The sequence below is a fragment of the Binatus soli (SeqCode) genome (genome assembly GCF_050015535.1).
GTDB lineage: Bacteria > Desulfobacterota > Binatia > Binatales > Binataceae > Binatus > Binatus soli.
In genome coordinates this window covers 1-19119 of the sequence record NZ_JBEKBF010000004.1, presented here as the reverse complement: position 1 = coordinate 19119, position 19119 = coordinate 1, and the positions used below count along the sequence as shown (strand labels likewise).

Below are 19119 nucleotides of genomic sequence, written 5' to 3'. Positions count from 1 at the left end.
CTTCCTGGCTCGGGCGCCGGTGGCGATGGCCCCCGCCAGTCGCACGGCGCCGAGTCTCCCGCTATGCTCGATCTCCTGATGGCGAAAAACCGCATCCACATCACGAGCGCGATCATCTACAGCAACGGCCCGCCCCATGTCGGCCATGCCTACGAAATGCTGGCGACCGACGCGTTCGCGCGTTTTCAGCGCCGCAAGCTCGGCCCCGCCAACGTCACCTTCCTCACCGGCACCGACGAGCACGGCGACAAAAACAAGCGCGCCGCCGACGCGATGGGACTCCATCCGAAAGCATTCGCGGACAAAATCAGCGCGCTCTTTCGACAAGGATGGGCCGGGCTGGACATCAGCTACGATATCTTTGTCCGCACCACCGACCCCGTGCATCAGGCGTTCGTGCAGAAGATGCTCGCGCGCACTTACGAATCCGGCGGCATCTACTTCAAGGACTACGAAGGCCTCTACTGCGTGGGATGCGAGCGCTTTTATACCGAGAAAGAACTGCTGCCCGGCAACATCTGTCCGGTGCACAATCGGCCCGTCGAGACAATCAAGGAAGGCAACTATTTCCTGAAGCTCGAGAAATACCGCGAGACCATCCGCCGAAACATCGAGAAAAATCTCGATTTCATCCGGCCCGAGCGCTATCGCAACGAGGCGCTCCGGATGCTCGACGAACCGCTCGAGGATCTTTGCATCTCGCGTCCCAAGGCGCGCCTCGATTGGGGTATCACGCTGCCGTTTGACGACAAGTACGTCACCTACGTCTGGTACGACGCCTTATGGGCCTACATGAGCGAGCTGCCGAACACGGAAGACGCGTCATTGACCGCAATCCTGCCGGTCACCGAACACTTCATCGGCAAGGACATCCTCAAGACGCACGCTGTGTACTGGCCCGCGATGCTGCTGGCGGTCGGCTTGCCGATCTATCGTCATCTGAACGTCCACGGATTTATGAATTTCGGCGGCGCGCGGCTGTCGAAGAGCTCGGGCAACACGCAGGACCCCGTCGCCTATCAGAAAAACATCGGCCCCGACGTTTTGCGCTTCTTCATCCTGCGCGAATTCACCTATGGCCTCGACGGCGACTTCTCCGAGGAGCGCGTGATCGATCGCTACAACTCGGACCTGGCCAACGACCTCGGCAACCTGACCAGCCGCGTGCTCTCGATGGCGGCGCGATACTTCGAGGGCGTGATCACGGCGGCGCCGGGCAGGGGCACCGACGCGCTCGATATTCCGCTTCATGACACGTTCGCTTCGTTGCCGGCGCAGGTGGCGCCCCTGGTCGAGGAACTCGCGTTCAATCGCGCTCTGGAAGCCATCTGGCAAGCCCTCGATGCGGCCAACAAATACATAGTTGAAACCTCGCCCTTCACGCTCGCCAAGGATCCCGCCAATCTGCCGCGGGTCGCGCAAGTCCTGGCCAACCTGGTCGAGGGATTGCGTGTCGTCGCCGATATCCTCGAGCCGTTCATGCCGGTAACGTCGAAAAAGATTCTCGGCCTGCTCAATGTCGATGAGAAACTCGCGCGCGCGCCATATGGGGATGGCATCAAGCCGGGGCATCGCGTAAATCCGACGACGCCGCTGTTCCCGCGCATCGACAAGAAAGCCCGCGCCTGACCCCCGTGCACGCTCCGGAATCCACGCTCAATTTCAATGACAACGGTTGTCGATACGCATTGCCATCTCGCCGACGCAAAGTTCCGCGGCGACCTCGAAGCGGTGATCGCGCGCGCGTCCAGCGCCGGCGTGGCTCAGATCATCTCGGTCGGCGCGATCGGACCGATCGAAAACGATCGATTGACCGTCGCAATCGCCGAGCGTCACCCAAATGTCTTCGCCGCCGTCGGCGTGCATCCCCACGACGCTAGGGATTGCACGCCCGAACGAATCGCACAGTTGCGCGACCTCGCCGCGTCGAAAAAAGTTGTCGCGATCGGCGAGAGCGGACTCGATTTCCATTACATGCACTCGCCGGCCGAAGCGCAGGAATCGTCATTGCGTGCGCATCTTGCGCTCGCCGCCGAACTCGACCTGCCAATCGTGATTCATTGCCGCGACGCAGAGCGCGGGCTCGTCGAGATCGTGCGCGAGAGCGGGGTTCCACCGCGCGGCGGCGTGATTCATTGCTTCACGGGCGATTCCAACGCGGCGCGCGAGTTCCTCGCGCTGGGACTGTGCATCTCGTTCTCGGGCATCATCACGTTCAAAAATTCCGCATCGGTTCGCGAGGCCGCGTCGATCGTTCCCGATGACCGAGTGATGGTGGAGACGGACGCACCTTATCTCGCGCCCGAGCCGTATCGCGGGATGCGCAATGAGCCGGCCTACGTCAGTCGCACGCTCGAAATACTCGCGAATCTTCGGCGCGTTGACGCCGCTGCGCTCGGCGCCCAGGTGATTGCGAACGCCGCCCGCCTGTTCAGGCTCCCGCCACCCGTGAAAACGCCAGCGCGACCCGCCTAACCAAGCGGATGGCCGCCGAAGATCATCGGATGCAGCGCGACGATTGCAACGGCCAGTACTACGCCCACGCCAATCGCCGCCCACGGCATGTCATCGCCGGCCCATCGAACGCGCCCGCCGATTAGCGCCGCGAACGGCACGAACGATGTCTTCGCGACGAACTCGCGATAGCGATCGCCAAGTTCGCGAATCTTGCGCCGGTCCTGATGCATCCCGCCGATGATTCCGAGCACAGGAAACAGCCCGAAGAAAATCACGTCGCCGGCCCGTCCGTTCATCAGCATGTGCGCGATTCCAAACAGGCTGAATCCAACAAAAGACGGATGCCGTGTGATCTTGAGGAGTCCGCGCGGTTCACTCCCGCCCGCCGGCGCGCCCATTGTGCCCGGATTCGGAGTGATGAAACTCCCGACCAACAGAATGAGCGCTGCCAACATCAGCAACCACGCAAGCCCTCGAATCGGGGGCGCCGCCCGCAAAGCCCAAAGCAAGGGGCCGGCGTGCTTGTTGCGCGCGAATTCGTAGATCAGCGGTCCCAGCGTCGCGAACGCGATTAGCGAATAGATGCCGCGATAGCGCTGCTCGCCGACCGCACTGATCAACCGAAATCGAACGGCAGACGACGATATGATCAGATGACTGGCCAGGAACAAACCTGCCCACAGCGCGATCCAGACAGTCGCATCCATAGAGACCTCCGCGCGATCGCTGAGTAGTCGAGGCTCCGCGCCAGCAGGATCATGGCAGGATCGCGGCCCGCATCAAATGCAGCGAACCGGTTGCAGACCGGCGGCATCGGCGCGACCCGGCTCAATTCACGAACCGGCTCGAGCGGGGTTGTAGTCATCAGGAGCATAAAACCATGATACCGATTATCCAGGTTGATGAGGCGTGCTTCACCGAAGTTGCGGCGCGCGGTGCAGAGCGTGAGATCGGCGATGGCGCGAGCCTCACGCAGGCGTGCATCCTCGAAGAGATCGTCGGAGCGGTTTTCGGATCAATCACGCTGTGGTACTTGGCGACTTCGCTGGCCAGCCTGGCCTGACAAAACACGATGCCCACGTTCAGTCTCAAGTTGCCGCCGCCGTTCGAAGAGGCGGTGAAAAGCATGGAACGCGAGATCATGCGCTTCCTGATGCGCTCGACCGGCGATCGCGAGGATGCGATGGACCTGTTCCAGGAGACGTGGCTGCGCGCCTATCGCTCCTACCCCCGGCTTCAATCGGAAGACGGACTGCGGCCGTGGATTTTTCGAATCGCATCGAACCTGTGCCGCAATCGCGCGCGGGACAGGATGCGCCGCGGGCGTGTGATCGCGAACGAGACTGCGGACGGCGCAATGCCGGCCGATAACGCGCCGAATCACCTCAATGGCGGACCCGAGGGCGCGCTTCATTTGAAGAGAGCCATCTCGCGGCTGCCCGGCAAGCAGGGTCAGGCATTGATGATGCGCAAGTTCGCGGGGCTTGAATATACGGAGATCGGTGTGGCGCTGAACTGCTCGGCCGAGAGCGCGCGGGCAAGCGTCTATCAGGCGCTGAAGAAACTCAGGCTGGACGAGTAATTAAGATGAAGACCAATCGAATGGCGACGCAAGTGAAGGAGAGTGCGCCGATCGACGACCGGATGCTCGACGCAATGATCGGACAGACGCGGCCTCGCATCGAGCGCGCGATGAAGCTCCTGCGGCGACCGCAAGCGCGGGTCGGGGTGATTTCGTCGCCACTTGGCCGTCTGCTGATCGCGGAGAGCGACCGCGGCCTCGCGGCGATTCACTTTCTTTTCATAGACGGAGCGGAGCGAACGCTCGCGATGCTGCGCAAGAAGTTCGACCTGATCGAGAATGAAGCGAGTGCCCGCCGGATCGGCGCGGAAATCGATCGGGTGTTCGAGGGCGACTTCAGTGCGATGGCGCATCCGGTGGACTTGAGCCTGGTCGAGAGCGACTTCCAGCGCCGCGCGTACGCATCGCTTCGAAAAGTCCCGCCCGGCGCGGTGATCACTTATCACGGGCTGGCCGCGACGGTTGGACAGCCCGACAGCCAGCGCGCGATCGGCAACACGATGGCGTCGAATCCGGTGCCGATCTTCGTGCCATGTCATCGTGTGATTCGCTCCGACGGAACGATCGGCAATTACGGCGGCGGCGTGGATAACAAAATTAAGCTGCTGCGCGCGGAGGGATTCGAAGTCGGGCGCGACCTGCGATTGCCGTCGCGCGCCGTGATGGGGCATCGACGCACCGGAATCTTCTGCCGACCCGACTGCTCGGCGGCGCGGCGCGCGGATCCAGCAAAGATGCTGATCTTCGCGGATGCCAAGTGCGCGGGACACGCCGGGCTGAGGGCATGCAAGCTGTGCAAGCCTGCGTGAATCAGGCCGGCTGAGAAAGAAAAAGAGCGGCGCCGAATGCGGCACCGCCCTTTTCGGCCGATCTCGCTGTCCGATTACTCGGTTTCCGACTGCGATTTGAGCTGTTGAATCTGCTGACGCTGATTCTCGATTTCTTGCTGTTGCTGCTGCACCTGCTGCTGGGTCTGTGCGTTGGCGTTTTCCTGATTCTGCATCGAATTGCCGACTACATAGCCCGTACCACCGCCCAGAACACCGCCGATCAGGGCACCCGCGAGAGGATGGCCGACAGCCGCCCCGATAAGCGCACCGCCACCTGCGCCCAACGCCGTGCCGCCGAGGGTGCCTTCTTCACGAGTCGAGAGCGGCTGCCCCGAGCATCCTGCAAGAACGAGCGTTCCCGCCAGCGCCAAACTCATGATTATTCCAACACTTTTGCGCATAATGAGAATCTCCATCGTCCAATAATTGATACGTCAGCCGAGCTATTCGGTTTCCTGCTGTGCCTTCAATTGCTGAATCTGCTGACGCTGTTGTTCCATTTCCTGTTGCTGTTGCTGGATCTGCGCCTGGGTCTGCTGGTTGGCGTTCTGATCGTTCTGCATCGCGTTGCCGACCGCGAAGCCTGTAACTCCTCCGAGTCCGGCGCCGATTGCAGCGCCTGCCAGCGGTGCGCCGACCGCGGCGCCAATAATCGCGCCGGCGGCCGCGCCGATTCCCGCACCGCCCAGAGTGCCTTCCTCACGCGTGGACATCGGCGACCCGGAGCATCCGGCGGCAAGGAAAAGCGCGGCAACGGCGAACGTACCTGTCGCAATTGCATGTTTGCGCATAATCCTTCTCAGCCCGCTATTCGGTCTCGCTCTGACTCTTCAATTTCTGAATCTGCTGTTGCTGATTTTGGATCTGCTTTTGCTGCGATTGAATTTGCGTCTGGGTTTGAGCGTTGGCGTTTTCCTGATTCTGCATCTCGTTGCCGACCACGTATCCGCCAAGTGCGCCGATGCCGCCGCCGATTGCCGCACCCGCCAACGGGTTACCTACAGCGGCACCTATGATCGCGCCGGTTGCGGCTCCGAGTCCCGTGCCGATGAACGTGCCCTTCTCACGTGTCGAGAGTGGCTCTCCCGAGCATCCCATGACCGCCACGATCGCAATCGCCACGAGCAGACCTTTAATTATCGACGCCACATTTGTCCGCACGAGCTTCCTCCTTCCACAGGGAGCAGTTTGTTTTCATGCCTGCCAAGGGCTGCGGCATTCCCCGCCAACAGCGGGCGAGTTCATTTGGCCGTCGCTAGTTTTCTACCTTCTGCGTGGGCGATCAACCACTTCCGACATGGAGTTTAGCATGGAATTCCTACCCATGTCCGAAATTGTCGCGCGTTATAAACGAATATTCATCTTCTCCGGTTGCCGCAAGGGTTATGGCATCGCGGCAAAAATCCGGGTCGGCCCGCCGGTCCCGCTGCCGATTTTCATAGGGATGCAGAATACCGTCGCGCCCCTGGCCGGCAATTTTTCCGCGTTGGCCAGGTTTTCGAAGCCGGGCTTGTTCGCGCCGAGCCAGAGCCGATGCACCGGGAAATCCTTCGAGTTGCCGGGATCCATGCTCGCGGTATCGATCGCAATTGCCACGACGTGTCGGTTCTTCAAAATAAAATCCACGGCCTCGGCCGAATAGCCCGGAAAGTGCAGGCCGGCAACGTCGCCGGGCTTGTCGGTGCCCATGTAGCGTTTTTTGTCGGGCCAATATTTGCCCCATCCCGAGCGCGCGACGACGATCGCACCGTCGGGAATCCGGCCGTTAGCGGCTTCGTATGCCTTGATGTCATCGACGCTGAGCATCGCGTCGGGGTCCTTGGCGGCGCGCGCGGAAAAATCGATCACCGCGGCGGGTCCGATGCAATCGGTGAGCGGAACCTGGTCGAGCGTAATCCCATTGCGGTTGAAATGGCGCGGCGCATCGGTATGCGTGCCGCCGTGTTCGGGCGCCGCGTAATTTGCCGATGCGTAAAAGTAATGCTCAGGAGTATCGCCATTTTTCTCGAACTGATGGACGAAGCCCTTTTCGGTCGGCCAGTAGATGGTCCGGGAGTCGAAGGTGTAGGTGAGGTCGATAATTTTTGCAGTGTCAATCACTTCCGCAGCCAAGCCGACTCGCGCGACGCCGAGCGTGACCAGAGCGGCTGCGATCGTCGCACATTTCACGATTTTGATCATCGCTTTTTAACGGGACAATCATAGGTAAGACGCCTCCGCATTGGAACGTCAGATCGGATCTTGCCTCTCTCTATCGTTGTGGTCCAGTGACGGCTGTGACTACCGAATACTTCAAAGCCTGGAGAGGATGTTTGACGTTAGCGGGCGAATGGCGCAGATTCAGGCAACCTGAACCTGTGCGCTGTGTTCGGCGCAAGTCTATGACCGAAAAGCGTAGCCCAACTTCCGAAACCGAACTGGGAAAGCTGTCTGCTGGCGTCGTATCATCGGACGCCACGCTTTCCGCACACGAACACGATTGACTCGATATTGCGATCGGAGAGCAATCTCGCTGCGGCCACCGAGCCTGTCATGACTGTCGAACGCTGGATGGATCTCAGGTGCTACCCGTCGACACGCGCTGAGACGGTGCACGCCATTGGGGTGCTCGTACGCCGCTCGGCCAGCGCTGAACTCCAGATGACCTTCCGCCTCGACGGAGATATTCCCCGAATCCAGGTCTCTCCGCCGGGCATGCCGCGCATCGCTACACAGCTCTGGCGCCACACCTGCTTCGAGGCCTTCATCGCGGTGGAAGGGCAACCGGAGTACCACGAGTTCAACTTCGCGCCGTCGGGGGATTGGGCCGTCTACGCCTTTAGCGGCTATCGCAACGGCGGTCCTGTTGCGAACGAAATGATGCGCCCGCACATTGCCGTGCGCTCTACTGGCAGTCGGCTTGAGCTGGACACCCTTGTCCGGCTCGATGGCCTGTCTGCCATCCACCCGCGTGCTTCCCTCCGTATCGGGCTCTCGGCGGTCATCGAGGCGAGCGATGGGCTTTCGTACTGGGCGCTTCGCCATCCGGCCGACAAACCGGATTTTCATGATGCCGATGGATTCGCACTGCTAATAGAGCCGCCAGGCCCCGAGTCGTAGGTCCTCGATCCGGATCAGGCCGAAATGGGCCACGCCTGAACAGGTCGAAAGCGCGTGGTAGAGTGAAATTCTGATGAAGCACGCGCAACCACGAGGTCTCAGCCGGCGGCGCGTGGAGCAGCTTCTATCGGAAACGAAGCATGATCGTTCCGCCGGTAGCCGAATTGACGTTCTTTCCCGCCACTTCCTTGGACATTCCTACAAACCAAATCCGCTGATTGGATCGGCCGACACAGTCGAAGTGTTCACGGCTTCCCTCGATGGATTCGACTGTGTCACGTACATTGAAACAATTGTAGCGCTCGCCCGCGCTTCCAACGTTGATGACTTCACCGAGTGGCTGCGAAGGATTCGGTATGAACGAGGCCGCATTCAATGGGAACGGCGGAATCACTATATGACACTCTGGATTCGCAACAATGTACGCGAAGGGATAATCAGGCCGGTTTCAATGCCGACTGTCCCGATACTCAGCAGGGAACGCGTTCTGAATGTTGTACCTGGACTCGCTGCACAGCGGACTCGCGTCAAATGTGTACCGAAGCCGGCAGTACCACGGCTCGAACCGCATCTGCAAAGCGGTGACCTGATTTTTTTTGCGTCGACACGCAAGAATCTCGATGTGTTTCATGCTGGAATCATCGTGCGCGATGGCAAAAAAGTTTTCATGCGCCACGCGTCGCGCAGCCAGGGCTCTGTCGTGGAACAGGAATTGAGCGAGTTTCTGAAGGCAAATCGGATGGCTGGCGTCATTGTCGTGCGGCCGCAAGGGTGACGCGACGCATTGCAGTCAGTAGCTAAGATGACGCGGCGGGGTGGAGTGTGAACATCGTCCATCCAAAGGACTACTCGTCCGCAAGTATTCAACGACTCCTCGACGCTGCCGATTCCGATGTCCTCTTTCTCGGTGATCCGCGCGTAAACATCGAGCCCGGACCGCGCATGTTCGATCGAATGGCGCAGGTCATACGTGAAACCGGCGGCGGCTGGGTTTATGCCGACGCAGTAAGCCATCCTCGTATCGACTATCAAAGCGGGAGCATCCGCGACAGTTTCGACTTTGGCCCGGTAGTCGGTGTGTCGGTTCGGGCTGCGCGTCAGTCAGGAATCGACAGCACCTGGAAATGGGGAGGACTATACGACCTACGGTTAAGGATTTCGGAAAAACACGCTATCGTGCGGATTCCCGAACCGTTGTACAGCGCGTCGATGATTGATGCGCGGCCGACGGGTCAAAAGCAATTCGATTATGTGGATCCGCGCAATCGCGATTACCAAATCGAAATGGAGCGCATCGCGACGGCGCATCTCAAACGAATCGGCGCCTGGTTGCAGCCGCACTTCGAGAAAGTTCCAGCCGCAGCGGAAACATTTCCAGTAAAAGCCAGCGTCATGATCCCGGTCCGGAATCGCGAGCGGACAATTCTCGACGCCGTTCAAAGCGCCCTCGTCCAGAGCGCCGATTTCGAATTCAATGTGATCGTCGTTGATAACCATTCGACGGATCGCACGACAGAAATCCTGCGCGCTATTAGCGATTCGCGTGTTAAGCACATCGTTCCCGAAAGCCGGGACCTTGGAATCGGCGGGTGCTGGAACGAGGCGATTTACTCAAGGGAATGCGGACAATACGCCATCCAACTTGATTCTGACGACCTGTACATCAATGAAGGCGTCCTTCGCCGGATTGTTGCAGAAATTGAAGCCGGACCTTATGCGATGGTCATAGGCTCCTACACGATGGTCGATTTTTCCTTGAAAGAGATTCCGCCCGGTCTAATCGACCATCGCGAGTGGAGTCGCGAGAACGGAAGAAACAATGCACTCCGTGTCAATGGTCTCGGCGCGCCGCGCGCATTCAATACCTCGGTTTTGCGCCGTATCGGATTTCCGAATGTCAGCTATGGCGAGGATTACGCCGTAGCGTTGCGGATCAGCCGTGACTACGAGATCGCCCGGATCTACGAGTCCCTCTATCTTTGCCGCCGTTGGGAAGGCAATAGCGATAGCGCGCTGCCTCTCGAGGTTGCGAATCGATACGATCTGTACAAGGACTGGCTCCGAACTATCGAGATTCAGGTTCGGATGCGGGAATGATCCACGAAATAGAAGAACTGTTCAAACGGCAGGCGCGGGCATGGCCGCAGCTCGCGAAAGGCGTTGAAGGCCTTGCGCGGGCGAAGACACGGCCGGTACGGATCGATTGGTTCGACATCTTCATCCGTCACATTCCCCATCGTATGGCTAGCACAACGGCGTCGGTCGACCGGGAGTCGGTTGCGAAACGTCCCTGCTTCCTATGTGCGGGGAATCTGCCTTCGGAGGAAGAGGGTCTGCGGTTCGATGAGGACTTCACGATCTACTGCAATCCGTTTCCAATCGTGGATCATCACCTGACAATCGCTCACCGAGAACACGGCTTGCAGCGCATCGCTAACCAGTTCGGAAATATGCTCGACATTGCTGCAGCCCTCCCTGGATATTTCGTCGTCTATAACGGTCCGGAATGCGGAGCATCCGCACCAGACCACATGCACTTTCAGGCAGGCTCGCGACGATTGTTTCCGATCGAGAAGGACACCGCTGGACTGACTGGCGTCACTGTTCCAAATTACGGAAGAAATGTGTTCCTGCTTCGTGGGCGGGATCGATCTGCTTTGATCCATCGAATGGATCGTGCCATCGATCTGCTCGCGGAAACGACGGGCAAACGGGCAGAACCGCTGGTCAACATCGCGGTCTTTCATGAGAGAGGGGAGTGGGTCACATATCTGTTTCCGCGAGGAAAACACCGGCCAGAGGTCTTTCATAGGGGCGAACTGACGGTCAGTCCGGCATCGATTGATTTGTGTGGAATATTTGTCGTGCCGCTGGCACAGCATTTCGATAGAATCACGGGTGACGCCATCGCCGCAATTTTTCGAGAGGTCACTTTACCTGACGGTCAGTTTCAGGAAATCGCCGGCAAGCTGGAGAGTGAGCGTTGAACGTATTGGTAGGGCTGATCGAAGGACAATCCGCTGCCGAAGTCGAATTGACGGGTACGTTTACGGATACTTCCGGCAAGCCATACACCCCCGGGCGCTACAGATTTATTTCTGAAGTTACGCTCACTCCGTCGGATCTGGCATCGTGCGCGTTTGCGCTGAACGACGTCACGATCGGAATCGGATTTCATTGGGAACGCAAGGAGCGCCAGGTATTCCGCGGGGTTTTTCGCCTCATGAAACTAGAGGCCGGGCTGACGGTGATCAATGATGTTCCGCTCGAAGACTACGTCACGAGCGTGATTTCATCCGAGATGAGCGCGTTCTGTCCGCTCGAACTGCTGAAAGCTCACGCGGTGATTTCGCGCAGCTGGCTGTGGTTTCCTAAAGCAAATCCCTCTCGCTCCGGGAGAGGGCAGCGTCTCAATTCTCACGAAATCCTTCGCTGGTACGGCCGCGAAGCGCATCCGGATTTCGATGTGTGTGCCGACGACCACTGCCAGCGGTATCAGGGCATCACGAAAGCATTCTCTCCAGCCGCAGCCGAAGCGGTTCGCGCCACGGCCGGCGAGTTTCTCCGTTACAAGGGCACTATCTGCGACGCACGGTTTTCCAAATGCTGCGGCGGAATAACCGAGCGCTATGCGACCGCTTGGGAAGATGAAGATATTCCCTATCTTGAATCTATCTACGACGGTCCGGCGCAATCATGCTCTTACAGTCCTGAGACATGGATACGCTCAAGCCCGCCGGCTTACTGCAATGCGGACGATTCGGAGCTTCTCTCACGCGTTCTCCCGGGATTCGATCAGGAGACCCGAGATTTCTATCGCTGGCGGGTCGCGTACACGCCCGAAGAACTCGCCGATCTGATCAGATCCAGGCTTGGCGCGGATCTTGGTCCGATTCGCGACGTGCAGGCGCTCGCGCGCGGACCTTCAGGCCGAATATATCGGCTGAAGATCACCGGGGAACGCGACCACATCATCATCGGTAAAGAACTGGAAATTCGCCGCGCTTTATCGGGCACGCATCTTTACAGCTCTGCATTCGTCGTAGACAAAGAGTCTGGCCGCTTTCTCTTGAGAGGAGCCGGCTGGGGACACGGTGTCGGCCTATGCCAGATCGGCGCGGCAGTCATGGCAAATGAGGGCAAGACTTACACAGAAATCTTGCAGCATTACTATCGTGGGACCACTGTCACCGTTTGATGTCCGCGCCGCGCGCTCACCTGGTCAGGCGAGCCTAACCCACGATGCGGCGCCCGTTTTCCTCCGGGATGGAGAACGTAAAGGAATTCCTGCTTTGACAATCTGAATAAACGTTCAGGAAATTGTTCCGCGCTGTTCGCGCAGGCTTTGCTCGCTGCTCGCGTTCCTTGAAGACGATGATCGCAACGACTCAGCCCTCATTTGCGACTGTATCGAGCAGCTCTGATTCGACGTCTTAATAAGTGAGGTAAATGAAAATGAGGCGCAAAATTTTGATGTCATTGGGCGCGCCTCTTCTAGCGCTTGGAATGTTGGCGCTTCAAGGGTGCTACGGCTTGGCTCCCGGATACGGCTACGGTGGCGGATACGGACCTCGTGCATATTCCGGCATCGGCTTGGGTCCGTCGTACGCGTATGGCGGCGGACACCCTGTGTATGAACCTGCTCTTTGGGGCGGGAATGGCGGATGGGGCGGTGGCCATGATTGGAATCACGGCTTCTATGCCGACCGTGGCTTGAATCATGGCGTCTATGGCGGCGCACATGCGTTCGCCGGCGGACATAATGTCGGTGGCAATGCACGCGCTGGTGGTCGTTCATTCGGTGGTGGTCGTTCGGTCGGTGGCAATGGCCGTGCATCTGCAGCGCATGCGGGTGGTGGACACGGAGGCGGCGGACATGAGAGCGGTCACGGTCGCGGTTGACCATTGGGAATGACGCGCTCAATGGTCTTCTAAATCACGCGCCGATGCCTGACTCGGCGCGTGATTATATCTGCGCGTTGAGCTCAGCGAAGCTGGCCGCATGAGGGATCGGCACCATGAAGTTGCGCCGCGCGTAGCCGACCGACCCTTCAACCTTGCGCTTGTGTGTTGCCCTCATAAATCACCGCCGCCGTAGAGACGGTCAGAAGTGAGGACACGTGGCCGGCAGCTTCGCGGAGTCGATGCCTTCGCACTTCATATTGTTCACCGTCAAGTTGCCCTCGGCGTCAAGCTTCACCGTCCAGACAGTGTCGTAGTCGGTACTCGGCCAAGCGGGCGCCTGTGGGCAGGGGCTGGGCACCTGTGAGCAGGTGTTGGGCGGGAAATAGCTCGAGATCAACGAATTTACCATCGGCTGGATGAATTGATACGACCACCCCAATAGCACGGTCTGATTGGAAAGGCCGGGGCTGGTGACGTCTGTGAGGTGAGTACCGAAGAAAAAATCGCTGGATTCCTGGCACGCATTCTCGTCGGAGAGATTGAAGCTCGCGGCCAGATCAAAGGGCAGGTTATTGGCGATTGCATATGGTTCGACAGTCAATGGCGGCGCAACACCCGACCACGAGAAACCCTCTGTGCCTAGGCTGGTCTGAGCGGGGTCGCTCGAATAGACCACGCCGGGGTTGACTTTGCCGCGCAGCGCGTTCGGGAGATCCAGCGCGCGCCATTGCCCCGCGCAGACATAGTTGCCGTCGCTCCAATATGGCAGCGGATGCGCGTCTGCGTGCCGAACTATGTAAAGGGTCTCGTTGGTGTTGATTCCCTGGGGAACCACGGCGTGGTCATCGCCGCCGGTCACGTCAAGGCTAAAAGGCGCCTGTCCCGTGCATTGAGTGCCGATCTTCGGCTTCGGCGCGGGCAGCGCAGGGTATTTCGAACCCGGGTTTACATGGCTGTTGTAGGTGATCAAGCGCGGGATTCCCGACGGCGTGATCGAGATCGCATAAATATAGTTCGGCCCTTGATAGCTCGCCGGAAGACTCAGGTTATAATCTTCGATATCGTTGATATTTGCCAGCAGCGCCTTGGTGGTCTCCCAAGGCGCTGAGAAGACATAAAAGCCCGGTACTTCTGCCGTGACAATACCGGCTACCAGGGTTTCGTTGTTGTCTTCCTGATCGTTGAAATCGAGACCCTGGCAATTCGGGCAGTATGCTGTCGGCGTAGCAACTCCGGTCGGTACCGACCCTGGCGCATACGATACATTGAGTGGGTAGCTGTTGCCGGTATATGGGAAATATTCGGGAGGGAGCACGCTGGACAGAGTGATCTGGTTGAGAAGGGCGAACTGCTGAATGGTCTCAGGCGCCGCCATATCGGGGTAATTGCTGGGGGTTTGCAAATGGGTCATCGGTTCGAGCACATAGATGCCGGTTACATTCTTGCTCCCCAGTACGCGCCGTCGCAGGAACGTGGCCATCCGGAGCGACCGCTGTAGACCCCGATTGGTGAGGTTTGCCGTGGCTGGATTGAGGTCCCCGGGAGCTTGGTAAGCCAAATCCTCGCTTACCACGAAGATCAGGTTGAGGTTGTCGGCGCTCAGCGGAGCGGGAGTTGACGCCGCTGTTGCATTGGCACCGAATGAGCCGCCGAATCCTGCGAGCAGCGTCAGGGCAAGGACCAGGAACAGCGGCCGTACAATGGTAATGTTATTCAACTGCACGAACTCCTTTGTCATCGGAAGTGGAAACAAATAGTTACTTTACGCGCGTGGAGACACCGTCTCAAACGAGTGCAAGCACGAAGTCAACGCCGCCGCGCGCTCCCATATCTTCTGTGACCCGATGAGCCGGAAGGCCGGATCTTGGGAGAGGCGCTCGGCGTCGTTGACATCCTCATACCCCGCCAATCGGCTCTATATCGACTGCCGCAGCAGATCGGCCAGCGGCAACTGGGTGTTCTTGCCCCGGCGCGAATCGGTCAAGTGCCGCTGCATGAGCGCGCTCAAGCCCAGACGTTCGTCAAGCTCGCGCGCCAGAATCAAACCACCATCGGAAGTCACTCGCGCACCCTGGAAATCGACCCTCAACGAGTTCGAGCGCTTTAATTTGTCGAGCCGTACGCAGATGCGGCGCTTCACGCCCCAAGCGGGGCAACAGGTTTTCTCTTGCTCCCGCGCCAGCCGCGCGCACGGCCCTTTGACTAGTCTATTTGGTATCAGCGAAATACTTCCGATTGAGGCTGTTCGTGTACCCATCTTCGCTTAGTTTGAGCAGTTCTTCATCGATCGCCCTGCGAATCGGGCTGTTCAACGGCAGAGCAAATCCGTATTGCCGGGGCTCGAACACAGAGCCAACCTCGTTGAGCTGCAGCTCGGGATGCTGTTTGTTGTAGTATCGCAAGATGGGCGAATCGTACACGATCGCATCAATCCGGCGCTCCGTGAGCGCCTGAACGGCGCCCTGGAGGGCGTCAAAAGTCTGCGTGTCAAGCCCTGCGGATTCGCAGTAGGCCTCGCCGGTGCTGCCCGCGATGCTACCCACCTTTTTTCCCGCTAAATCCTGAAAGCTGACTATATGACCGCGGATTTTGTCGATCGTCATCACACTGGTCATACTCGATGTGATGTAAGCGATCGCGATCACGCCGGACGCCAGAAAGATCCCTGCCAGCAAGTGGCCGATAGGTCCGGGTATCAAACGTTTGTGAGATGAACTGCCGGCCGCGGACGTCGACATGACGTGATAGAATGATTCCGCCAATCCGCTCAGCCAGTCACGGGGAAATTCGGGGTCCAGTCTGCGGTCGAAAATCGCCAGTACAAGTGTCGCTACAATCATGGCGCCGAACGCGATGGCGAAGATTCGCATGTGGCCCCATTCATATAGGCCCCTGAAAAGTTCAGCAAGGCCGGCTCCCCGGTTGGAGTTGACCATCACCTGAAGGCCGGATTCAAAGTAGGGCTGGGAAAAATCTATTTTCTTGAGACGACTGCTGGTGATAAAAAGATCGGTCACCCCTACCTGCGCCTGACCTTCGCTCACCATGTCTATTAGTTGCGGCAGCGTTTTGGCTTCCACGTATTCGATCTTCCAGCCTTTCGCCGCCGCAATCGTTTCCCATAGCTCAATTGCAAAGCCGCCAAAGCCAGTCGAGGTTCTGGCGACGAACGGCGGGTCGACGTAAATGACCACTCTCAGCGGCGCCGCGTTCCCCGGCGAGGAGGTCGCCGCCCATGCCCCGCCCCTCAGGACCACAATCAAGACAACAATAAGTGCTTTCTTCATCGCTCTCTAATTTTATGCCAATTGGAATTTCAAAGGAGGCAATTTCGTAAGCCCGCGTCCTCCGACAATCTCATCCTGCCTCACTGGAACAGCTCGTTGTCGTCGATATCAATGAACACGCTGGTGAAACACCTTTTTTCATCTTTTACAAAATCGACAGCGCATTAGGTGCGCCTTCCGTGGGCCCTTCGCCGCAGCGCGCAATATCCGGCTGCTTTCCGTTAGGCGTTATCACTCGATGCGAGCATATTTAGCGCCGATTGACAGGACTGCGCTTCGCAAAGCGGTGGCGGGCGGCACAGTCGCCCGCCACCGTGTTCAGTATCGCTGGGTTGTCGCGGCCGTTACAACTCAATCATCGCCACCTCTATGACCGTGGCCATGACCGTCATCGTGATCAAGGTGGCGGCGCCGCGGACGGGGGAGATACGCAAACGAAGTTGGCCGCGTCTTTCGTGGCGCCGGTACCATTGTAGCGGGTCTGCTGCGGATAGGGGCAAATCGGGCGAGTTCCCCCGGTCGGAAAGTTCTGTGCAACGCGGGGATCGAACGGCGCACCGCGGGGAAACGGCGAAGAGGTATTGGTGTTCGCGGCGATAATTTTATCCGGCGCCTTGTCGTCCTCCACCCAGTTCGTAATCGCGGTCAGGACGTTGGCGCTGAAGCTGTCGGTCGCCGGCCCGCCGCCACAGTGCGCCATGTTCGGGATCATGAACAATCTGGCGAAGTCCTGCGCATGGCCACCCATCGCCAGGTTCACCTTGTTGTAATAGTTAATCAGGTCAACGCCCGAGAAGATGCCGTCATTTACCGAGTCGTACATGATCATCTTGCCGCGATGGCGGAACGGGAAAAGGAATGGGGACGGCCCCGAGGGAGTCCCGGTCATGAAATCCGTTGAACTCTTCAGATAGCCGCACGTGGTCGCGAATATCTTCGGCGCGTCGGTATCGAAATTGTAGTTGAAGGCGAAGGCCTCCTGGGAGTCGGGACCTGCAACAGGAGTCACCACCGGTGGCGTCGTAAAGACCATGGCAATCCCCCCGGCCCCTTGCGTGAGGTTTTTGGCCGTGTTGGTGGTCGGCGGCAATTGCGGGATAGCGACGTTCCAGGCTCCCCAGCCCAAGACAATTTCCGAGAGCGGATCCCAAATGCCGGCGTCCCAAAACCATCTCGAGTAGAGCGGCTTGCCATGCGAGTTCGTGGGACCCGCGTAGATCCGCTTCAGCGCGGCCACCTGCGCCGCCGTAAGGCACTGGCCGCCGTGCGGCGTATTGCCATGGGCGCCGCCGGGGCTGCATGTGTACGCCGCCAGCGCCGGGTAGACCAGTTTATTAGTGCATGCCGTGTAGTCGTCTATGATGCCGTCGACGAGCCCGTCGAGCCCGTCGCATGCGCTGAGAATCGCGGCCGAGGCAACCTCCAGATCTTGCGTCGGGAATGTTGGCGGCAGTAAAGGCTGGCCATTGCTGTCCATGCCGGTCGCGAGCGGCGCAAGCTGTTGCTCGTTCCAAGCCTCGGCGATCCCTGCGCGGGGCAGGTCGAAGCCGGGATTTCCCGCCACCAGGCCGTCGAACATCTCCGGGTCTCGATACGCCGCGACTATCGTATCGCGTCCGCCATTCGAACAGCCCCACAGATATGAGTATCGGGGACCCTGGCCATAGTATCGCGCGATAATTTGCTTGGAGATGGCCGTGGTCCGCTCGATGCCTTTGTATCCGTAGTCCACCCGTGCCTGCTCATCGATGCCGAAATGAGCCGTGCCTCCCTTATTGCTGTCGTCGTCGTCGGCCCAGTCGAACGCGGGGTTTATGGGTGCGTCCTCGTGGCCGCCGTCATCCGCGGCGACCGCCCAGCCCTGGCTCAGTTCGGTGCCGGCGCTTCCTTGCGGGCTTGTGACGGATCCGTCGGTGCCGCTGCCGCCCTCCATCTCGAAGCGGCCAACCCAGCTATCGGGCAGGTTGAGCTCGAATCCGATACCGTAGGTGAAATGGTCGGGATCCTGGGTGCTGACGCGCTTGTCGATCACCCCGATGACAGTGCAGTAGTTGCCGCTGGCGCTAATGAACTCGGACGCGCTTATGATCTGGGTCTTGGCCAGCGACAGGCTGGCCAGATCTGCGCATGTCATCACGGGCGTGATGGCGGCGGCGCCGACCGAAGCCGGCGCGAATGCGATCGGCCCCAGCAGTGCTGCGACCAGAATGCCGCCGGCCAGTCCAATTCCGCGGCCGCCGAAGAGACTCCCGCAAGGCGCTGAATGGGTACTCATCGAAGCTCCTTCCCGGTTAGAGTCCCGAATGGGGTCGCGCCGCAATTGGCGCGGCGAGTCTCAACCGCTTGTCCCGGCTGTGCGTGAGATGTTCTGTCCACGACTGGTAGAGAAATCGCAACTGTTTGTCAATGAAATGTTTTCATATTAGTTAGAAAACGGAAATCCGGGCTAATCGCCTATCGCGATTGTTTCGCGCCGAAGAATCGACAGGTTCTCTCAAGAGCAAAGGCCGTTGAGCTCTGGTTCCCTCCGAATCGCTTCCCAGGTGTCAATGATACGCAGAAACGACTGAGCTCGTGTGATTGCCACGTTCATCTTAGCCCGCCGCGTCACTTCATCTTCCTGGCCACGCAACGAAAGGTCCGTAACGATCACCACAGGACGTTCTAGACCCTTGAAGCGGTAGACACTGTCCGCAACAACTTTGTTCTTCACTCGCGCGTCGTCCGCTCGAACCAAGCCGGAATTTCCGTTTTGACACCTAGGATAAGGATGTCTATAGCCAGCTTCGCCCTGTAGCGCAGGCGATCGCTAACGCATCGAGGTTCGTCCTGGCTGTTCCCCGTCAGCACAAGTTGGACAGTTTGCAGCGATTGAGGAAGAGAGGGTTTTTGGCTCATCTTAACCCCAAAAGGAGCGGAGATGAGATCGAAAGCAGATACGCATTCGGAGGAAGCGGAA

Annotated in this window: 22 protein-coding genes; 11 read left to right on the top strand and 11 right to left on the bottom strand. The window is 58.9% G+C overall.

The window, feature by feature from the left end; genetic code table 11:
- Positions 1 to 78 precede the first annotated feature (78 nt).
- Both metG and ABR989_RS03900 read left to right on the top strand, forming a co-directional pair.
- Positions 79 to 1629 (top strand): methionine--tRNA ligase, encoded by a 1551-nt coding sequence (metG, locus tag ABR989_RS03905; protein WP_428125863.1) that lies wholly within the window; start codon positions 79 to 81, stop codon positions 1627 to 1629.
- A 36-nt stretch (positions 1630 to 1665) separates the two neighbouring features.
- Positions 1666 to 2475 (top strand): TatD family hydrolase, encoded by an 810-nt coding sequence (locus ABR989_RS03900; RefSeq protein ID WP_428125861.1) that lies wholly within the window; start codon positions 1666 to 1668, stop codon positions 2473 to 2475.
- Here ABR989_RS03900 and ABR989_RS03895 read toward each other — a convergent pair.
- On the bottom strand, positions 2472 to 3164 hold the full coding sequence (locus ABR989_RS03895; RefSeq protein ID WP_428125860.1) for an NnrU family protein: 693 nt from the start codon (positions 3162 to 3164) through the stop codon (positions 2472 to 2474). The two genes, ABR989_RS03900 and ABR989_RS03895, sit on opposite strands and share 4 nt — an antisense overlap.
- A 173-nt stretch (positions 3165 to 3337) precedes the next feature.
- On the opposite strand from ABR989_RS03895, the gene ABR989_RS03890 reads away from it, so the two are divergent.
- Genes ABR989_RS03890 through ABR989_RS03880 form a run of 3 tightly spaced genes read left to right on the top strand, consistent with a single transcriptional unit; the run spans position 3338 to position 4848 of the window.
- Positions 3338 to 3520 carry a hypothetical protein gene (locus ABR989_RS03890; protein WP_428125858.1) on the top strand — a complete coding sequence of 61 codons (183 nt, stop codon included), beginning with the start codon at positions 3338 to 3340 and terminating at the stop codon, positions 3518 to 3520.
- Positions 3521 to 3529: 9 nt separating this feature from the next.
- Positions 3530 to 4039 (top strand): RNA polymerase sigma factor, encoded by a 510-nt coding sequence (locus ABR989_RS03885; RefSeq protein ID WP_428125856.1) that lies wholly within the window; start codon positions 3530 to 3532, stop codon positions 4037 to 4039.
- A 5-nt stretch (positions 4040 to 4044) separates the two neighbouring features.
- The gene (locus ABR989_RS03880; protein WP_428125854.1) at positions 4045 to 4848 is read left to right on the top strand and encodes a methylated-DNA--[protein]-cysteine S-methyltransferase; all 804 of its coding nucleotides are present in this window, start codon (positions 4045 to 4047) and stop codon (positions 4846 to 4848) included.
- A 74-nt stretch (positions 4849 to 4922) separates the two neighbouring features.
- Here the strand turns inward: ABR989_RS03880 and ABR989_RS03875 are convergent, their stop codons facing one another.
- The 4 genes from ABR989_RS03875 to ABR989_RS03860 all read right to left on the bottom strand — a co-directional run bounded on the left by ABR989_RS03875 (position 4923) and on the right by ABR989_RS03860 (position 7050).
- Positions 4923 to 5270 (bottom strand): YMGG-like glycine zipper-containing protein, encoded by a 348-nt coding sequence (locus ABR989_RS03875; protein ID WP_490338418.1) that lies wholly within the window; start codon positions 5268 to 5270, stop codon positions 4923 to 4925.
- A 42-nt stretch (positions 5271 to 5312) separates the two neighbouring features.
- Positions 5313 to 5660, bottom strand: a complete 348-nt coding sequence (locus tag ABR989_RS03870) for a YMGG-like glycine zipper-containing protein (protein WP_428125852.1) — start codon at positions 5658 to 5660, stop codon at positions 5313 to 5315.
- Between the two features lie 16 nt (positions 5661 to 5676).
- Complete coding sequence (locus ABR989_RS03865; RefSeq protein WP_428125851.1) at positions 5677 to 6030, bottom strand: YMGG-like glycine zipper-containing protein; 354 nt, start codon at positions 6028 to 6030, stop codon at positions 5677 to 5679.
- A 222-nt stretch (positions 6031 to 6252) separates the two neighbouring features.
- Positions 6253 to 7050, bottom strand: a complete 798-nt coding sequence (locus tag ABR989_RS03860) for a cyclase family protein (RefSeq protein WP_428125850.1) — start codon at positions 7048 to 7050, stop codon at positions 6253 to 6255.
- Positions 7051 to 7401: 351 nt separating this feature from the next.
- Between ABR989_RS03860 and ABR989_RS03855 the strand changes: the two genes are divergently transcribed.
- From ABR989_RS03855 to ABR989_RS03830, 6 genes are all read left to right on the top strand, one after another.
- Positions 7402 to 7968 (top strand): DOMON-like domain-containing protein, encoded by a 567-nt coding sequence (locus ABR989_RS03855; RefSeq protein WP_428125849.1) that lies wholly within the window; start codon positions 7402 to 7404, stop codon positions 7966 to 7968.
- A gap of 73 nt (positions 7969 to 8041) precedes the next feature.
- Positions 8042 to 8743, top strand: coding sequence for an N-acetylmuramoyl-L-alanine amidase-like domain-containing protein (locus ABR989_RS03850; protein ID WP_428125847.1), 702 nt, complete (start codon positions 8042 to 8044; stop codon positions 8741 to 8743).
- A gap of 47 nt (positions 8744 to 8790) precedes the next feature.
- On the top strand, positions 8791 to 10065 hold the full coding sequence (locus tag ABR989_RS03845) for a glycosyltransferase family 2 protein (RefSeq protein WP_428125845.1): 1275 nt from the start codon (positions 8791 to 8793) through the stop codon (positions 10063 to 10065).
- Positions 10062 to 10955 (top strand): DUF4922 domain-containing protein, encoded by an 894-nt coding sequence (locus ABR989_RS03840; protein WP_428125844.1) that lies wholly within the window; start codon positions 10062 to 10064, stop codon positions 10953 to 10955. Before ABR989_RS03845 ends, ABR989_RS03840 begins: the two co-directional genes overlap by 4 nt.
- A gap of 236 nt (positions 10956 to 11191) precedes the next feature.
- Positions 11192 to 12166, top strand: a complete 975-nt coding sequence (locus ABR989_RS03835; RefSeq protein ID WP_428125842.1) for a SpoIID/LytB domain-containing protein — start codon at positions 11192 to 11194, stop codon at positions 12164 to 12166.
- A gap of 522 nt (positions 12167 to 12688) precedes the next feature.
- A complete protein-coding gene (locus ABR989_RS03830) occupies positions 12689 to 12883 on the top strand; it encodes a hypothetical protein (protein ID WP_428125841.1) in 195 nt (64 codons plus the stop codon).
- 189 nt (positions 12884 to 13072) lie between these two features.
- Here ABR989_RS03830 and ABR989_RS03825 read toward each other — a convergent pair whose 3' ends face one another.
- The 6 genes from ABR989_RS03825 to ABR989_RS03800 all read right to left on the bottom strand — a co-directional run.
- A complete protein-coding gene (locus ABR989_RS03825; protein WP_428126076.1) occupies positions 13073 to 14596 on the bottom strand; it encodes a hypothetical protein in 1524 nt (507 codons plus the stop codon).
- A 192-nt stretch (positions 14597 to 14788) separates the two neighbouring features.
- A complete protein-coding gene (locus tag ABR989_RS03820; RefSeq protein WP_428125840.1) occupies positions 14789 to 15130 on the bottom strand; it encodes a transposase in 342 nt (113 codons plus the stop codon).
- Positions 15081 to 16160: a transporter substrate-binding domain-containing protein gene (locus tag ABR989_RS03815; protein ID WP_428125839.1), complete on the bottom strand. Its 1080-nt coding sequence runs from the start codon at positions 16158 to 16160 to the stop codon at positions 15081 to 15083. The genes ABR989_RS03820 and ABR989_RS03815 overlap by 50 nt, the downstream gene beginning before the upstream one ends.
- A 397-nt stretch (positions 16161 to 16557) precedes the next feature.
- Entirely contained in the window at positions 16558 to 18435 is a 1878-nt protein-coding gene (locus tag ABR989_RS03810) for a tannase/feruloyl esterase family alpha/beta hydrolase (RefSeq protein ID WP_428125837.1), read from the bottom strand.
- A 219-nt stretch (positions 18436 to 18654) separates the two neighbouring features.
- A complete protein-coding gene (locus ABR989_RS03805) occupies positions 18655 to 18873 on the bottom strand; it encodes an ATP-binding domain-containing protein (RefSeq protein ID WP_428125835.1) in 219 nt (72 codons plus the stop codon).
- A partial coding sequence (locus ABR989_RS03800; protein ID WP_428125834.1) for a hypothetical protein occupies positions 18870 to 19119 on the bottom strand: 250 nt, incomplete at its 5' end. The genes ABR989_RS03805 and ABR989_RS03800, both read right to left, overlap by 4 nt.

What these genes read in the sequence shown, in the direction of transcription:
- metG (WP_428125863.1), top strand. Translation starts at nt 79, where the DNA reads ATGGCGAAAAACCGCATCCACATCACGAGCGCGATCATCTACAGCAAC.
- ABR989_RS03900 (WP_428125861.1), top strand. Translation starts at nt 1,666, where the DNA reads ATGACAACGGTTGTCGATACGCATTGCCATCTCGCCGACGCAAAGTTC.
- ABR989_RS03895 (WP_428125860.1), bottom strand. Translation starts at nt 3,164, where the DNA reads ATGGATGCGACTGTCTGGATCGCGCTGTGGGCAGGTTTGTTCCTGGCC.
- ABR989_RS03890 (WP_428125858.1), top strand. Translation starts at nt 3,338, where the DNA reads ATGATACCGATTATCCAGGTTGATGAGGCGTGCTTCACCGAAGTTGCG.
- ABR989_RS03885 (WP_428125856.1), top strand. Translation starts at nt 3,530, where the DNA reads ATGCCCACGTTCAGTCTCAAGTTGCCGCCGCCGTTCGAAGAGGCGGTG.
- ABR989_RS03880 (WP_428125854.1), top strand. Translation starts at nt 4,045, where the DNA reads ATGAAGACCAATCGAATGGCGACGCAAGTGAAGGAGAGTGCGCCGATC.
- ABR989_RS03875 (WP_490338418.1), bottom strand. Translation starts at nt 5,270, where the DNA reads ATGCGCAAAAGTGTTGGAATAATCATGAGTTTGGCGCTGGCGGGAACG.
- ABR989_RS03870 (WP_428125852.1), bottom strand. Translation starts at nt 5,660, where the DNA reads ATGCGCAAACATGCAATTGCGACAGGTACGTTCGCCGTTGCCGCGCTT.
- ABR989_RS03860 (WP_428125850.1), bottom strand. Translation starts at nt 7,050, where the DNA reads ATGATCAAAATCGTGAAATGTGCGACGATCGCAGCCGCTCTGGTCACG.
- ABR989_RS03855 (WP_428125849.1), top strand. Translation starts at nt 7,402, where the DNA reads ATGACTGTCGAACGCTGGATGGATCTCAGGTGCTACCCGTCGACACGC.
- ABR989_RS03850 (WP_428125847.1), top strand. Translation starts at nt 8,042, where the DNA reads ATGAAGCACGCGCAACCACGAGGTCTCAGCCGGCGGCGCGTGGAGCAG.
- ABR989_RS03840 (WP_428125844.1), top strand. Translation starts at nt 10,062, where the DNA reads ATGATCCACGAAATAGAAGAACTGTTCAAACGGCAGGCGCGGGCATGG.
- ABR989_RS03835 (WP_428125842.1), top strand. Translation starts at nt 11,192, where the DNA reads ATGAAACTAGAGGCCGGGCTGACGGTGATCAATGATGTTCCGCTCGAA.
- ABR989_RS03830 (WP_428125841.1), top strand. Translation starts at nt 12,689, where the DNA reads ATGGCGTCTATGGCGGCGCACATGCGTTCGCCGGCGGACATAATGTCG.
- ABR989_RS03820 (WP_428125840.1), bottom strand. Translation starts at nt 15,130, where the DNA reads ATGGGTACACGAACAGCCTCAATCGGAAGTATTTCGCTGATACCAAAT.
- ABR989_RS03815 (WP_428125839.1), bottom strand. Translation starts at nt 16,160, where the DNA reads ATGAAGAAAGCACTTATTGTTGTCTTGATTGTGGTCCTGAGGGGCGGG.
- ABR989_RS03810 (WP_428125837.1), bottom strand. Translation starts at nt 18,435, where the DNA reads ATGAGTACCCATTCAGCGCCTTGCGGGAGTCTCTTCGGCGGCCGCGGA.